This window comes from Chryseobacterium soldanellicola, from assembly GCF_900100115.1.
Lineage (GTDB): Bacteria > Bacteroidota > Bacteroidia > Flavobacteriales > Weeksellaceae > Chryseobacterium > Chryseobacterium soldanellicola.
In genome coordinates this window covers 771,420-786,558 of the sequence record NZ_FNKL01000001.1, presented here as the reverse complement: position 1 = coordinate 786,558, position 15,139 = coordinate 771,420, and the positions used below count along the sequence as shown (strand labels likewise).

Genomic DNA, 15,139 nt, shown 5'->3' with positions numbered 1-15,139 from the left:
CCCACAGCAAGCGAAGGGAAAAGCATTGGCGCGAGGAGTATGAGTGGATAGCTGGAAATAGCTTCTAAAAATTAATAATGAGTGATTTTTTATTCTTCTGATTTCAAATTTTTTCCGTCTGAAATGTGAAGCCTTCTGAAAACCAATCCAGAAATAATCGTTAAAGCCCCAATCGTAAGAAAAGTATATCTGAACGCGTTATGAGTCTCATGTTTGATGAGTTCCGGGCTGCTTTCGAAGATTTTTAGAACAATTAATCCAAAAGCAATTCCGAAGCCGATGGCAAGCTGTTGATTGACTGATAATAATGAATTTCCGCTGCTGGTCTGGAAATTTCTTAAATCTGCAATAGAAATTGTATTCATCGATGTAAACTGAATCGAGTTGAAAAATCCCAAAATGGCAATAATCGGAACAAACCAATATAAAGAGGTGTGAATGTCAGGAATTGCAAGCATACAGATCAGTGTTCCGATGATAAAAGTATTGACCATCAACGTTTTTCTGTATCCGAATCTGTTTAAAATTTTAATAACATAAGATTTTCCGAACATGGCGGTAATTGCCATCGGAGCGATAATCCAACCCGAAGTAACGGCAGATTGTTTGTACGCAATCTGAATCATGAATGGCAATAATAATGGAACGGAGCTGATTCCCAATCTTGTGGCCAGATTTCCGACAATTCCTACACGGAAAGTTCTGACCTGAAATAAATTTAACGGGAAAATAGGATTTCCGCCTCTTTTTGCATGCTTGTAATAATAATACATGAAAAGAAATCCTAAAATAAAGACCACCAAAACGGGAGTCGTATTTTGCAGATCCCCAAAAAGCTCGAGCGAAATTGAAAGCAGTAAAGAAGCCGCCGCGAAAATCAAGAAACCTTTTAAATCAAAATCCGCATCATCAGATTTGTAATTGGGCATAAATTTTAAGCCTAAAATAATTCCCAAAACCCCGATCGGAATATTAATTAAAAAAATCCAGTGCCATGAAAGATAATCCACCATATAACCTCCCACCAACGGGCCTAAAACCGGACCGATAAGCGCAGGAATAATGGCGAAATTCATTGCTTTTAACAATTCATTTTTGTCAAAAGTTTTAATTAAAGCCAATTTTCCGACTGGCGTCATTAAGCTTCCTCCAACGCCCTGAACAACACGGGAAATGACCAAATGTGTCAAATTTTGCGACAATGCACAAAACAGGGAACCCAAACTGAAAAGCACCAGCGAAAAAATAAAAACTTTCTTTGTTCCGAACCGATCTGCTAAAAACCCGCTTGCAGGCATAAAAACCGCTAAAGTCAGAACATAGCTTATGATTGCATTCTGCATATTAAGCGGAGATTCCTTCAAATCTTTTGCGATGGAAGGTAAGGATGTATTTAAAATAGTAGAATCCAGCATCTGCATAAAAATCGCCGTTGCAAGGATTAATGGAAGAATTTTTTTTATCGAATTGGGCTGTTCATTTATTTCTGACATATGATTTTTACTGGAAATGAAAATTTTCCAGATTTGTTTTTAGTTCAAAGAATAATGATGTTGGTTTTAAAGCAATATTTATTCCTTACTAACCTTTTTAAACAATAAAATATAAACTGAGTGTAGATTCTACAAAAAAAGTCCTGTGAAATTCACAAGACTTTTCGATTTATTTTTTTGTTTTTTCAACTCCCTTCCATTCGTCGCCTGCTTTTCTGTACTGGCTCAATTCGAAAGTTTTGAAATCTTTTGTTTTATATTCAATATTGTCAGTATTTTGCTCAAAAGGCATAATGTAGTAATAATCTATATCTGTTTTATCAGTTTTATTTCCTTTTTTCACTGAAGGGACATATTTGGAGAATTTATAACTTGGAAGATATTGCTTTAATCTTGCATAGAAAGCTTTATTTTCTTTCTCTTCAGGAATGATATCAACAATATTCAAATCATCTTTTTCTTTATTTACCCAAAGATAATACGTCTTGTCTTCACCTGTATTTCTATTTTGAGAATTGAAGGCAAATAATTCTTTCGGTACCAGTTCTTTGATCTTTTCAGGATCTACTTTTGTATAATACTGCCCTTTGGAAGGATCTACATAAGTCTCAAGATTATACATTAAAACAGAATTGTTTTCGAATTTCTTGTTTTTAAAATATTGATTTAATGATAATTCTGCCGTTTCTCTCAATTCTTTTCCTCTTTTATCCAATGTTTTAGAAGGGTTTTGAGGATTTACTTTTTTTACAAATTCATAAAGAACGACCGGCTTTATGTCTTTAAGATGAGGATATGTTTTTAATTGCTCTGCTTTTACCAGCCAGTAAAATTGTTGATAATAATCATCTTTGTCACCGTCTTTTACGGTTTTATAGATTAAAGCAAGCTTTTTTGAGCTGATATACTTGCCATATTTTCCCTGTCCAAAAGCAAAACTTATAGATAATAAAGCAAATAAGATAGTAATGTTTCTTCTCATTTTTTTATAATTGATTTTTTCGTTTTCCAAATATAATTATTTATTAGATAATAATTTTGATTAACGGTTAAATTCTCTCAATATTATTAACGTTCTTTCAAAAGAAAATCCTGTATTGCTACAGGATTGATAAAATTTATTTTTAGAAAGTAGATTTTAGGGCTTATGAATTAGATTGAAAATAATTATTTTTAATATCAAACTAAACCTTAAATCCTAATTCCTAATCCCTTTATTCATAAGATGTTTCATGAATTTTTACAGCTCTTCCGCTTGGATCGTTCATGTTTTTAAAAGCTTCATCCCACTCTAATGCGATTGGTGTCGAGCAGGCTACGGAAGGAACGGAAGGTACTGTTGCCGCCGCCGTTTCACTTGGGAAATGTTCTTCAAAAATTGTTCTGTAACGATATTCTTCTTTATTTTGAGGGGTATTTAAAGGAAATCTGAATTTTGCATTCGTCATCATTTCGTCAGTAACTTCTTTTTCTGCAACTTCTTTCAATGTGTCAATCCAGGAATACCCAACGCCATCGGAGAATTGCTCTTTCTGTCTCCAGACGATAGAATCGGGAAGAGTGTCTTCAAAAGCTTTTCTCAAAACCCATTTTTCAATTTTTCCTTCTGCAACGTTAATCATTTTATCTTGTGGATTAATGGTCATCGCAATATCCATAAATTCTTTGTCTAAAAAAGGGACACGCCCTTCAATTCCCCAGCTCATCAAAGCTTTATTGGCTCTCAGGCAATCGTAAAGGTGGAGTTTTCCTAATTTTCTTACGGTTTCATCATGGAATTCCTTCGCATTCGGAGCCTTGTGAAAATATAAATATCCCCCGAAAAGTTCATCAGAACCTTCTCCGGAAAGCACCATTTTGATTCCCATTGACTTGATGACCCTTGCCAAAAGATACATCGGCGTGGAAGCTCTGATTGTCGTAACGTCATATGTTTCAAGGTGATAAATAACATCCCGGATGGCATCCAAACCTTCCTGAACGGTAAAATTAACTTCATGGTGAACCGATCCTATATGTTCTGCCGCTTTTTGAGCTGCCGCCAAATCCGGTGAACCTTCCAAACCAACTGCAAAACTGTGCAATCTCGGATACCAGGCTTCCTGTGTATCGCCACTTTCCACTCTTTGTCTTGCAAATTTTGCTGTAATTGCCGAAATTACAGAAGAATCCAACCCTCCGGAAAGTAGAACTCCATAAGGAACGTCGCTCATCAATTGCCTGTGAACAGCATCTTCAAGTCCTTTTCTTATTTTTGAAATATCAGTTTCGTTGTCTTTTACATTGTCAAAACTTTCCCAATCTCTTTTGTACCATTGCTGAAGCCCGATTCCGTCTTTGCTGTAAACAAAATGCCCCGGCAAAAATGTTTCGATCGTTTTGCAAATTCCTTCCAAAGCTTTTAGTTCAGAAGCTACATAATAATTTCCGTTTTTGTCCCAACCTTGATAAAGCGGACAAATTCCCATATGATCACGAGCAATTAAATAAATGTCGTTTTCAATATCATAAAGTGCAAAAGCGAAAATCCCGTTTAATTTTTCGATGAAATTCTTTCCGTATTTTTTATAAAGAGCTAAAATAACTTCACAATCAGAATGCGTCAGAAATTCATAATCAGGAAATTCTTCTTTTAATTCTCTATGATTATATATTTCGCCGTTTACGGCCAAAACCACATTCCCGTCTTTTGTAAATAATGGCTGTTTTCCTGAAGCAGGATCTACAATAGCAAGCCTTTCATGAGAAAAAACTACTTTTTCGTTCTGAAATACGCCACTCCAATCCGGACCTCTGTGACGAATTTTTTTAGACATTTCTAATACTTGAGATCGTAATACCTCAATTTTTTGTTTTGCATCAAACAAGCATACAATTCCGCACATTTTTTTATTTATTTTAAACAAAAGTAGAATTGTAATTTAAAAACTACAATGAAAAATAAATAAAACTTAATAATTTTAACTTAATAATTTTATTTAACGAAAAATATTAATTAATTTTAATCAAAATTATTGAAATAACGAATTTTTTTCGCTTGACCAACTTATTTGAATTTACATACGAAATAAATATTAGATATTTATTAATCTATGGTAATTAATTATATGAATTTTAGCCCTTACTTTGTGGCTCGAAATAATTTTTTTTCATCATTTGTGTTTTTACCTTCTTGCAATTCTCATTTGCAAGAAGGTTTTGTTTTTTTATTCAGATCCTAATAATACTCCTGACACGTTCCAAGAGCTGAAACTTGTACCTTCTGCAGGACCCTGAGGGATTTTTACCTGAATGGTATGCTTTCCTGCTTTTAAGTCTCCAAGCGGAATGAAATTAGGATTGGTAACCGTTCCCGGGCACCAGTTTGATCTGCTTAAATCTGATGATGAAAGCCCGTCGGGGAAATTTCCTGAAGCAGGATTGTAAAGACGGTAAGAGCCGCAGTCTGATTTCCAGGGTACAAAAGAATAAGTCATTTTTCCATCCAGAAAAATAGAATTGGCTTTAGGTACGAATTCGTCTCCGTTTTCCCAACCGCCATGACCTGTTGTAATGTATCTCAACTGTGCGTTTTTTAAGTCTTTTTTTAAGGTAAATTCAACAAATAATCCTTTATCCTGATTAAACATCGTGGAATAATCCTGTCCGGCCATTTCCATGATATTCAGGGTGTTAAATAAGGGAATCACGGTATTGTTTTTGTTAACGTTCTGATCACTTTTGTGAATTGTTATTTCTAAACTCACTTTATGGCCACCTTTGTCATAATTGCCTATAAATGCACCTACCCAAAGCTCTTTTTCAGAAAGGGAAGGTTTTAATTCCGTAATATCTTCGCGGTACGGACTTACATTTTGCCAATTTTTATCTTTTAACTGAATATGGTTAAATTTATTAATCCCGAAAGCGGTGAAAAATCGCATCATTTCAATCGTCGGATTGTAGTTTTCTGTTGCGGTTATTCCGTAATACTGTTTCCCGTTTCCGTTGTCATAAACAGGGAGTGTTTTTACTCCTTTCTCCATTCCATCAAAGAAAGATTGAGATTTGTCTTGTGGAATAAAGAAGACTGTTCCGGTTCTGTCGTACGCATCGCCGTTTGATTGTTGTTTTAATTCAGCAAAAATAAGTTCACCTTCTGAGATTTTTGGAAACTTAATTTTTTTAAGAATTATCGTTCCATTGGCGAATCTTTTTATTTTTTCGTCAGATTTTGATTCATCAGAAAAATTGATGGTTTCGTTTTCAAAAATTTTTAAAGTTGTAAATCTGCTTTTCCAAAGTAAATCTTTATAACCCAATTGATCTGTAGAATTGATCGAACCTTTTAATAATGTTTCAATATCGGTTTTCTTAACTTTTTTAATGGAAGTAGCTGTTATTAATGAATTTTTATTTCTTTCAATTTCTAATACAAAACCTAAATTTTGTCCAATTGTTGACGGCCCGCCTTTGATTTTTAAATCGTTGGTGTACCAAACTTCAATTGTATTTGAATTGATTTTTGTAACTGCTTTTTTACAGATATAACCTAATATTTTTTTTGTTTCATTGGTGAATTCGAAAGTTTGTTTTCCTACAGATTCTGCATCAGAAGTTGAAATGATTTCGTTTTGTTTCAAAAAGGCATAAGAAACTATCGTATTGGATGGCTTTTCAATTTTCGTTATTTCAAACGGATAATCACTTTTTTGTTCTCTGATTTTATTATTCAAGATAAAATTTTCTTTTTCATTAGCCCAAACCAAAGTAGGAGTTTGGTCGGTCAAAACCTTTCCGTTGTACGAACTGGTGTATTGAATTTCATACGTTTGCGCATGATTTAAACAAAATAAAATAGTGAATAAGCTTAATAAAACTTTAGTCTGCATAGGTAATAAATGGTTTGTCACAAAGATAACTTTTACTTAACGTGATATCAGCTTTGCGAATTTCAGAATAGATTTAATATAATATGTATAAATGCTTACATGGAAGTTACATTATTGATGAATAATATTTTTGGAATGCTGAATTTCCTGTTTTGTAGAATTAAAAGTTTGATTTGAATAACAAAAAAAACTACTCCAAAAAATAGAGTAGTTTGTATATTTAAAATAAGATTTATATTAAGAAACTCTTTCAATCAAAGCCATATAGAATCCGTCGTAGCCTTCACTTGGCATTACTTTTTCGTCTTTAACCAATTTGTAATTCGGATTGTTTTGAAGGAATTCTGCAACCTGCAAATTATTTTCAGAAGGTAAAATAGAACACGTTGCATACACCATTTTTCCACCGGTTTTAAGCATTTTAGAATAATCCTGAAGAATTTGCTGTTGTTCTTTTTTGATTCTGTCAATAAAATCCTGATCGATTTTCCATTTGCTGTCCGGATTTCTTTTTAAAACTCCCAAACCGGAACAAGGTGCGTCGATCAATAATCTGTCGACTTTATCGTGAAGCCTTTTGATTACCTTGTTGTCAGAAATCATGCGGGTTTCGATATTGTGCGCTCCGGCTCTTTTTGCACGGCGTTTTAGTTCTGCAAGCTTCCATTCAAAAATATCCAAAGCGATAATCTGTCCTTTATTTCCCATCAAAGCAGCCAAATGAAGTGTTTTCCCACCCGCACCTGCGCATGCGTCAACAACTCTCTGACCTTCTTTTACATCAAGAAAATACCCGATTTTTTGAGAAGAAGCATCCTGAACTTCAAATAATCCTTCTTTAAAGGCAGTGGTAAGAAAAACATTCTTTTTCTCTTCCAGCTGTACCGCATCGGGATAATTTTTTATAGGATAGGCAACCACATTTTCAGCAGAAAGGTCAGCAATAAGCTCTCTTGGAGTTGTTCTTAAAGAGTTGGCTCTCAGTACGGTAGGAGCTTGTTCGTTTAAGGCTTTCATTTCTTTTTCCCAATTAGCGCCTAATTCTTTCTCTAAAGTTTCAGCCAGCCATTCAGGAATAGAGTGCTCAATAGCTTTTGTAGGAACAGTATTTTTTTTAAGCTTAGTAAGGATATCGGCGATTTTTATTCCGTCAAATTCCTCGAATTTTTTATAATTTGTTTTGCTCCAAAGCAGATATGCGATGATAAGCTTGTAGATATTATTAGGTTTTACACCTTCTCCCATATAATATTCCAGACGTTTTTTCCAACGGATGATGTTGTAGAAAATCTCAGAAACAACGGCTCTGTCTTGGCTTCCCCATTTTTTGTGTGCTTTTAAAAGTCTTTCAATTACTTTATCGGCGTATTTATTTTTCTCGAAAAATGTTTCTTGTAAAGCATCGTGAATTCCGATCGCTAAGTTTCTGTGAATAAGTTCCATAAATTGGGTTCTGCTATTTTGAATCTGCAAAAATACGAATTTAAGTTGAGATACGAGTTTCAGGTTTTGAGTTTCGAGATTCTTGGCTCTACATTGGTTTCAGCTCGTTTCACGCAACTCGGAACTCGTTTGAAAATCCTACCTTTGCAAAAAATTAAAAATATGAGTGATACTGTACTTTGTCCTAAATGCGGCTCTGAATTTACTTATCCGAGCGATGATATGATGGTTTGTTCCCAATGTTTCTATGAATGGAATCCGGAAGAAAATACTACAGAAGCTTCAAATTCAGGGAAAATTTTAGATTCAAACGGAAATGAATTGCAGGATGGAGATTCTGTTGTTGTTATTAAGGATTTACCTGTAAAAGGCGCTCCAAAACCTGTAAAAGCAGGAACAAAAGTTAAAAATATTCGCTTAAGACCAGAAAGTGATCATAATATTGATTGTAAAATTGATGGTTTCGGTTCGATGGCTTTGAAATCAGAATTTGTGAAAAAAGCGTAGTCAATTTTGCTTAAAGCGCATAAAAAAAGGAAAGAATTGGACAGTGTAATCTTTCAAAAGACTAGATTGCAGAGCTGCTAATTTTCGTCTCAAAGGCAGAAAGAGAATTAACCAAAAATTTCCTTATGCTGTGGAAATACAAATCTAAGAAAAAGTTTCATAACAGTTCTAAGATTTGTATTTTTTTTATCCACAAATTAACAATAAGTGTTGGTAAATGTGCCACTTAACTGTACAACACGGATTGTTTTATTGATTTTTATGTGAAAGAAATTTTTATCTTATTTTCTAATTTTTTGTTAGAATAAATTATAATTTCTTTGTTTTTAGAAATAATTTTATTCCAAAAATGATTTCCGGCGAATCTGCTTTCTACAACTTCAGCATCAAAACCATTTTCTGAAATAATAATTTCATGTGGATAAAAAGAAAATTTCTGTAATTGGAAATCTGAAATTTCATCTTCATTAAAGATATTCACTTCTCCAAAAAGTTTGGCAACATATGTATTGTAAGGATTCTTGTAAGTTTCTTCAGGATGATCGTTTTGGATTAATCTGCCGCTCTGCAAAACAATGATCTGATCCAGCCACGGCATAATATCCTGAAGCTCATGGGTGGAAATAATTAAAGAAATATTGTGTTGTTTTACATATTTAAATAATTTTTCGCGTAATTCAATTTTTCTCGAAAAATCAAGATTACTGAAAGGCTCATCCAAAATCAACAGTTTCGGCAGCACCGAAAGCGCTCTCGCAATCGCAACCCTCTGTTGTTGTCCCCCGCTTAAATTTTTAGGTAAGACATGAGCAAATTCTTCCAGGCCAACAACTTCCAGCAGCTCTGCAACGGTTTGTTTTTTTTTGTCTAAGTTAATATTAGAAATAAATTTTCCTACATTTTCAGCCACCGTGGAATAGGGCATCAGATCAAAATTCTGAGCCACAAATTTCATTTCGGTTTCACCGGGAACAAGGTTTCCTTTAGGCCCGAAAAGTGGAGTTCCGTTGAAGATAATCTGTCCGCTTTCCCAGTCGAGAAGCCCATAAATCAAGTTTAATAAGGTAGATTTTCCACAACCGCTTTCTCCCGCCAAAGCAATGATCCTGCCTGCTTCAAATCTTAGGTTAAGGTTCTGAAACAGGGGTTTTTCTTTAGAATATGAGAAGTATAAATTGTTTATTTCTAATAGCATAATACAAATGTAATGAAATGTTGCGTTTTTAGGAAACAAAGAATTTTTTTATTATATTAGCCGTAGTAATAAAAATTAATAAATATGAACAAAAGGCTGTTTTCAATAGTAATTTCTGTTATTTTTGCTTTCGCAGTCGTGGTTTCCTGTAATAAAGAGAAGCCTGTGCCGAGTGAAAGTAATGAAGTTACAACTACAAAAGACGGAAATCAATACACGATAGATACTTTAAACAGTCAGGTAGAATGGAAGGGATATAAAATTTTTAAATCTGAAAATACAAGCCATTTCGGAACAATCAAATTTGAAAGCGGCGACGTTACCGTAAAAGACGGAAAACTGGAAAGCGGAAAATTTGTTGCAGATATGACTTCTTTGACATCGGTGGATTTAAAAGATGATGCAGAGCAAATGGGAAAATTAAACGGGCATCTGAAAAGCGGCGATTTCTTCGAGGTAGAAAAATTCCCTACGGCTTCTTACGAAATTACAAAAGTAACTTCCTCTGCAGAAGGTGATTACAATACAAATTTGGATGGTAATTTAACGATCAAAGGAATTACAAAACCAGTTCAGTTTAAAGCTAATATTTCTGTAAAAAACGGAGAAGTAAGCATTGCTACTGAGCCTAAAGATATTAATAGAGAAGAGTTTGGCGTAAAATTTCAGGCTCCTGCTGAAAACGGAATCCTTAAAAATGAGGTGACGCTTCAGATTAATGTTAAAGCTTTAGAGAAAAAATAATTTTTTTATTTAAGTGAAATAAGTGATTGAAGTCTGCCTCCGAAAAAGGGGCAGATTTTTTTATCACAAAGAAAATTATTAAATTGAAAAACCGTATTTTTGCAAAACATTTTGAAAGGGTAAAACAATGATAGAAAAGATAGAAGAGTTACTGGTTGAGGTAAACGGCTTCAATACCACATCAAAGGAGGAAATTGAGAACTTCCGAATCAAGTATAATGGTAAAAAAGGAATTTTAAATGATTTTTTTGAAAAGTTTAAAGATGTTCCCAACGACCAAAAGAAAGAATTCGGACAGAAGATCAATACTTTGAAGCAGGCTGTGAACGGAAAATTGGAGGATTTGAAAAATTCTTCCGAATCTTCTATTATCTTAGAGAAAGAAGATCTTACGAAGCCGGCTTTTCCATTAGAATTGGGTTCCAGACATCCTATTAATTTAGTGAAAAACAGAATCATAGAGATTTTCAAATCTATTGGTTTTGCAGTTGCAGACGGCCCGGAAATTGAGGACGACTGGCATAACTTCACCGCTCTTAACCTTCCTGAATACCACCCTGCAAGAGATATGCAGGATACTTTCTTCATTGAGCAAAACCCAGATATTCTGTTGAGAACACATACTTCTTCGGTGCAGATTCGTTATATGGAAGAAAATCAGCCGCCGATCAGGATTTTATCTCCGGGAAGAGTATTCAGAAATGAAGCGATTTCTTCACGTTCACACTGTATTTTCCATCAGATTGAAGGATTGTATATTGATGAAAACGTGAGTTTTGCAGATATGAAACAGACCATTCAGTTCTTTACAACAGAACTTTTCGGAAAGTCTAAAATCAGAATGAGACCGTCATATTTCCCTTTTACTGAGCCAAGTGCCGAGATCGATGTATATTGGGGGCTCAACTCTGAAACCGATTACAGAATCACGAAAGGAACAGGCTGGCTCGAAATTATGGGCTGCGGAATGGTAGATCCTGCCGTTTTGAAAAATGTAAATATTGATTCGGAAAAATATTCAGGCTACGCCTTCGGAATGGGAATTGAAAGAATTACAATGCTTCTTTACCAAATGAGCGACATCAGAATGTTCTTCGAAAATGATATCAGAACGCTGGAACAGTTTAAGACACTATAAATTAAGACACTATAAAAATCAAAACCTCCGAAATTTTCCGGAGGTTTTTTTGTTTTTCAATTACTGACCTAAGAAACAAAACGTAATTAAAAAACTAACTGTATACTATTATAACAACTGAAGCTTTGAAACTGTTACATATAAAAAAATGCCTGCAAAGATTTTACAGACATTTGATTTAAAAAAAAACTAACTATTATTTTTATTTTGTAAATTTTAAAGGGTATTTTACATTTTTAAAATCATCAATACTCGCCTTTAGAGAGCCCACTGCCAACTCAGCCTTCAACAACATCGGAACATGATTCGCATCATTGGAAACCCACATCGTTACGCCTTCTTTTTCCTTGAAAACCCTTCCGCTTTTTACAGAAGGAATTATTTTCAGACAATTAATGGTCCCGAATTTTGTATCTAAATTTTCTGTCCCGATGACTTTCAGCTGAAACGGAAACATCTCATCATCAATCCAGACATTCATATTCATTACAGTTCCTACTTTTAATTCGCCTGCACTTTTACTTCTCAGATAATAAAAGCACGAAAGCATATCCTGAACACCTTTCACGGATTTTATGACTTTGGAGCCGTTCGCCGGAGTCTTTTTATCCGTTAAAATTAATGTATTGTTATCATGATTAAAAGCCGTCTCAAAATGCTGGGTATAACCTCCTTCCTTTACATTTCTTACATAAAAGCTCGGTAATCCGGTTTCTGTATTGATAAAGCTTTCATAAAGATCTTCTACTTTGAAGAATGCTTTTACCGCACCTGTTGTCTGGCCCGTTCCTTTTGCATATAAATGAGGAACCCCTTTGTAAGTGGTCTTTTTTGTTGTAAGATTGGCAGTTCCTGCATTCAGAAACCCATAATGGATTCTGAATGTGATCGACTCGCCATCTGCAATATTATTGATCTGACCGAAGCCAAATGAAAAGATAAATATCGCGATAAGGTGGAGAAATTTCTTCATGATAAAACTTTTACAAAAACACTGCCAAAATACAGATTTTCAAATTTTTATAGATATTTGATAAATCTCAGCTTTTTATTTAGACTGAATTAAATATGCTTCGCATTAAAATTAGTAAATTTGCAGCCACACATATTATTAATTTATCTTTATATTATGATAACTACAGACATATTGATTATAGGAGCGGGACCAACAGGACTTTTTGCTGTTTTTGAAGCAGGTTTGCTTAAAATGAAATGCCATATCATCGATGCGCTTCCTCAGCCTGGAGGGCAGTTGGCAGAATTATATCCTAAAAAGCCTATTTTCGATATTCCTGGTTATCCATCGGTAAATGCCGGAGAATTAGTAGATAATTTAATGGAACAAATTAAGCAGTTTCAACCTGGCTTCACCCTTGGGGAAACGGCTGTTTCTTACACAAAAGTAGATGATGAATGGTTTGAGGTTGTTACCAACAAAGGAACTGTTCACAGAGCAAAAGCAATCGCAATTGCAGGTGGTTTGGGGACTTTTGAGCCTAGAAAACCTACCATGGATAATGTGGCTGATTATGAAGAAAAAGGTCTTGAATATTTCGTAAAAGAACCTGAACATTTCAGAAATAAAAAAGTGGTAATCGCCGGAGGTGGAGATTCTGCACTTGACTGGAGTGTTTTCCTGTCAAATGTTGCCAGCGAAGTAACGTTGATCCACAGAAGAAATGAGTTCAGAGGAGCTTTGGATTCTGTAGAAAAAGTTCAGGACTTAAAAAATCAAGGTAAAATTAAATTAATTACCCCTGCAGAAGTTACCGCCATCAAAGGTGACGGAAAAGTAGAAGCGATCACTGTAGAAATTGACGGACAGGAAGCTTTTGATATTGAAACGGATTATTTTATTCCACTTTTCGGATTGACTCCAAAATTGGGTGAAATTGCTCAATGGGGATTAAATATCGAAAAAAATGCAATTGTTGTCAACAACGCTTTGGATTATCAGACCAACATTGAAGGTATCTACGCAATCGGTGATATCAACACATATCCGGGAAAATTAAAGCTGATTCTTTGTGGTTTCCATGAGGCGACATTGATGTGTCAAAGTGTTTATAACAGACTCAATCCGGGTAAAAAATTCGTCCTGAAATATACAACAGTAAGTGGTGTAGACGGATTTGATGGAAGTAGAAAAGAAGCTGAAAAAGCTGTTGTGAAAAAAATTGACTAATTTTGTAAAATTATGTCAGATATCAATATTAAAATCACCGACAGAGAGGGTGTAGCTCACGATGTTATTGCTCCAACGGATATGTCCATGAATTTGATGGAAATTATCCGTTCATATGAATTGGCAGAAGAAGGAACAATCGGAGTTTGTGGAGGAATGGCGATGTGCGCCTCATGTCAGGTTTACGTGATCAACGATCCCGGACTTGAGCCAATGGGCGACGAAGAAAACGCCATGCTCGCCGAAGCTTTCCATGTGAAAGAAAACAGCAGATTGGGTTGTCAGTTACACATGGCAATGGACATGGAGGGTCTTGAAGTGGAAATTGCTCCTTATCCTTAGAAAATTTATTTAAATTATATAAAAACTCCCGAAGATTGTTCTTTGGGAGTTTTTGTTTTATTGATTTCAAAAAATATTGTTATCTATAATCGGAGAAGTAAATTTTTCCAAAATCTTTAATAGTCTGCACGTCTGTTTTATTTTCAATCTCTCCATTTTTATAGGATTCAAGTGTTCTCACTTTTTTGTGGAGAATGAAATTATTTGAAAGCTTATCATACTTAAAAGTAATTATTTCTGTCATTTTGGTTCCTTCAGGAACAAATTTGTAGGTCAGAACAAGAGAAAAACCATTTTTTCTAATTTTTAAAGCTTTAAAAGGATCTGTGCTATCCTCACTGCAATCTGAACATGGCACAATATCATAATTAGAAGCATAAAATGAAGATGTTCCGTTTTTTTTAAGCAAGTCTATTCTTACAATTCTACATTTCATGTAATCATCATCTCCAATATAATTATTTTTACACTGAACTTCTTCAATTTCTATATTGTCGAGAATTTTATCATTATTTAAATCATTGTTTGTATAACGTTTGAAAATATGTCTTTGTTTTTGCGCTTTACAAAAATTATTAAAAAAGAATAAAGAAAATATTATCAGTATAAATCTAATTATCATTTTAGTCGATTATATTTTTAAACTTCATCCTTAGAAATCCACTTCCCAACACTTGGAGCTTCATAATTTCGCATCTTTTCTAACAACTCATCGATAGTATCGCTTATCAAAAGCATATCACGATTGATTTGCTTCAAAAATCCTTTATCAACCATGGTTTGAGTTAAGTTAATTAAGTCTGTATAAAATCCGTCAACATTCAGAATAGCGATTGGTTTTTTATGAAGCCCGAGTTGTGCCCAGGTTATCATTTCGAAAAACTCTTCCAAAGTTCCGTAACCGCCGGGAAGAACGATGACGCCATCGCAAAGTTCACTCATTTTGGTTTTTCTTTCGTGCATGGTTTCGACTAAAATAAGTTCGGTCAGATTTTTATGAGCAATTTCCTTGGACTGTAAAAAGTGGGGGAGAACTCCAATTACTTTTCCACCTGCATTCAAAGCTCCGTCTGCAACGGATTTCATTAAACCTGTATTTGAACCGCCATAAACCAATTGAATATTTTGTTTTGCTAAAGTCTGCCCAAGTAAAGTCGCCTGTTCTTCAAAAATACGATCCGAACCGAAGCTTGAACCGCAAAATACTGTGATGCTTTTCAT

At 34.5% G+C, this 15,139-nt stretch carries 14 protein-coding genes; 5 read left to right on the top strand and 9 right to left on the bottom strand.

The annotated features are described in order from the left end of the window. Window positions 1–89: 89 nt before the first annotated feature. The 5 genes from BLT04_RS03400 to BLT04_RS03380 form a co-directional block, all read right to left on the bottom strand. Window positions 90–1,493, bottom strand: a complete 1,404-nt coding sequence (locus BLT04_RS03400; protein WP_089753665.1) for an MFS transporter — start codon at window positions 1,491–1,493, stop codon at window positions 90–92. A gap of 169 nt (window positions 1,494–1,662) precedes the next feature. Further along, window positions 1,663–2,505 carry a hypothetical protein gene (locus BLT04_RS03395; RefSeq protein ID WP_228421897.1) on the bottom strand — a complete coding sequence of 281 codons (843 nt, stop codon included), beginning with the start codon at window positions 2,503–2,505 and terminating at the stop codon, window positions 1,663–1,665. A gap of 202 nt (window positions 2,506–2,707) precedes the next feature. After that, window positions 2,708–4,378, bottom strand: coding sequence for an asparagine synthase B (gene asnB / locus BLT04_RS03390; protein ID WP_089753663.1), 1,671 nt, complete (start codon window positions 4,376–4,378; stop codon window positions 2,708–2,710). A gap of 321 nt (window positions 4,379–4,699) precedes the next feature. Next, window positions 4,700–6,364 (bottom strand): GLPGLI family protein, encoded by a 1,665-nt coding sequence (locus tag BLT04_RS03385; protein WP_089753662.1) that lies wholly within the window; start codon window positions 6,362–6,364, stop codon window positions 4,700–4,702. 237 nt (window positions 6,365–6,601) lie between these two features. Continuing rightward, on the bottom strand, window positions 6,602–7,807 hold the full coding sequence (locus tag BLT04_RS03380) for an RsmB/NOP family class I SAM-dependent RNA methyltransferase (RefSeq protein ID WP_089753660.1): 1,206 nt from the start codon (window positions 7,805–7,807) through the stop codon (window positions 6,602–6,604). A gap of 162 nt (window positions 7,808–7,969) precedes the next feature. On the opposite strand from BLT04_RS03380, the gene BLT04_RS03375 reads away from it, so the two are divergent. Then, on the top strand, window positions 7,970–8,314 hold the full coding sequence (locus BLT04_RS03375; protein WP_089753658.1) for a zinc ribbon domain-containing protein YjdM: 345 nt from the start codon (window positions 7,970–7,972) through the stop codon (window positions 8,312–8,314). A gap of 259 nt (window positions 8,315–8,573) precedes the next feature. Here the strand turns inward: BLT04_RS03375 and BLT04_RS03370 are convergent, their stop codons facing one another. Next, complete coding sequence (locus BLT04_RS03370; protein WP_089753657.1) at window positions 8,574–9,509, bottom strand: sulfate/molybdate ABC transporter ATP-binding protein; 936 nt, start codon at window positions 9,507–9,509, stop codon at window positions 8,574–8,576. 84 nt (window positions 9,510–9,593) lie between these two features. On the opposite strand from BLT04_RS03370, the gene BLT04_RS03365 reads away from it, so the two are divergent. Then, window positions 9,594–10,253, top strand: a complete 660-nt coding sequence (locus BLT04_RS03365) for a YceI family protein (RefSeq protein WP_089753655.1) — start codon at window positions 9,594–9,596, stop codon at window positions 10,251–10,253. 127 nt (window positions 10,254–10,380) lie between these two features. Next, window positions 10,381–11,391 carry a phenylalanine--tRNA ligase subunit alpha gene (pheS, locus tag BLT04_RS03360; protein ID WP_089753653.1) on the top strand — a complete coding sequence of 337 codons (1,011 nt, stop codon included), beginning with the start codon at window positions 10,381–10,383 and terminating at the stop codon, window positions 11,389–11,391. Window positions 11,392–11,593: 202 nt separating this feature from the next. On the opposite strand, the gene BLT04_RS03355 is transcribed toward pheS, so the two are convergent. Beyond that, window positions 11,594–12,364: a DUF3108 domain-containing protein gene (locus BLT04_RS03355; protein ID WP_089753651.1), complete on the bottom strand. Its 771-nt coding sequence runs from the start codon at window positions 12,362–12,364 to the stop codon at window positions 11,594–11,596. 156 nt (window positions 12,365–12,520) lie between these two features. On the opposite strand from BLT04_RS03355, the gene BLT04_RS03350 reads away from it, so the two are divergent. After that, window positions 12,521–13,576 (top strand): NAD(P)/FAD-dependent oxidoreductase, encoded by a 1,056-nt coding sequence (locus BLT04_RS03350; RefSeq protein WP_089753649.1) that lies wholly within the window; start codon window positions 12,521–12,523, stop codon window positions 13,574–13,576. A 12-nt stretch (window positions 13,577–13,588) separates the two neighbouring features. After that, entirely contained in the window at window positions 13,589–13,918 is a 330-nt protein-coding gene (locus tag BLT04_RS03345) for a 2Fe-2S iron-sulfur cluster-binding family protein (protein ID WP_089753647.1), read from the top strand. 79 nt (window positions 13,919–13,997) lie between these two features. Here the strand turns inward: BLT04_RS03345 and BLT04_RS03340 are convergent, their stop codons facing one another. Together BLT04_RS03340 and BLT04_RS03335 are read right to left on the bottom strand one after the other, a co-directional pair. After that, window positions 13,998–14,540, bottom strand: a complete 543-nt coding sequence (locus BLT04_RS03340; RefSeq protein WP_089753645.1) for a hypothetical protein — start codon at window positions 14,538–14,540, stop codon at window positions 13,998–14,000. A gap of 17 nt (window positions 14,541–14,557) precedes the next feature. After that, window positions 14,558–15,139 (bottom strand): LOG family protein, encoded by a 582-nt coding sequence (locus BLT04_RS03335; RefSeq protein WP_089753643.1) that lies wholly within the window; start codon window positions 15,137–15,139, stop codon window positions 14,558–14,560.

What these genes read in the sequence shown, in the direction of transcription:
- BLT04_RS03385 (WP_089753662.1), bottom strand. Translation starts at nt 6,364, where the DNA reads ATGCAGACTAAAGTTTTATTAAGCTTATTCACTATTTTATTTTGTTTA.
- BLT04_RS03365 (WP_089753655.1), top strand. Translation starts at nt 9,594, where the DNA reads ATGAACAAAAGGCTGTTTTCAATAGTAATTTCTGTTATTTTTGCTTTC.
- BLT04_RS03350 (WP_089753649.1), top strand. Translation starts at nt 12,521, where the DNA reads ATGATAACTACAGACATATTGATTATAGGAGCGGGACCAACAGGACTT.
- asnB (WP_089753663.1), bottom strand. Translation starts at nt 4,378, where the DNA reads ATGTGCGGAATTGTATGCTTGTTTGATGCAAAACAAAAAATTGAGGTA.
- BLT04_RS03355 (WP_089753651.1), bottom strand. Translation starts at nt 12,364, where the DNA reads ATGAAGAAATTTCTCCACCTTATCGCGATATTTATCTTTTCATTTGGC.
- BLT04_RS03340 (WP_089753645.1), bottom strand. Translation starts at nt 14,540, where the DNA reads ATGATAATTAGATTTATACTGATAATATTTTCTTTATTCTTTTTTAAT.
- BLT04_RS03400 (WP_089753665.1), bottom strand. Translation starts at nt 1,493, where the DNA reads ATGTCAGAAATAAATGAACAGCCCAATTCGATAAAAAAAATTCTTCCA.
- BLT04_RS03335 (WP_089753643.1), bottom strand. Translation starts at nt 15,139, where the DNA reads ATGAAAAGCATCACAGTATTTTGCGGTTCAAGCTTCGGTTCGGATCGT.
- BLT04_RS03375 (WP_089753658.1), top strand. Translation starts at nt 7,970, where the DNA reads ATGAGTGATACTGTACTTTGTCCTAAATGCGGCTCTGAATTTACTTAT.
- BLT04_RS03345 (WP_089753647.1), top strand. Translation starts at nt 13,589, where the DNA reads ATGTCAGATATCAATATTAAAATCACCGACAGAGAGGGTGTAGCTCAC.
- BLT04_RS03370 (WP_089753657.1), bottom strand. Translation starts at nt 9,509, where the DNA reads ATGCTATTAGAAATAAACAATTTATACTTCTCATATTCTAAAGAAAAA.
- pheS (WP_089753653.1), top strand. Translation starts at nt 10,381, where the DNA reads ATGATAGAAAAGATAGAAGAGTTACTGGTTGAGGTAAACGGCTTCAAT.
- BLT04_RS03380 (WP_089753660.1), bottom strand. Translation starts at nt 7,807, where the DNA reads ATGGAACTTATTCACAGAAACTTAGCGATCGGAATTCACGATGCTTTA.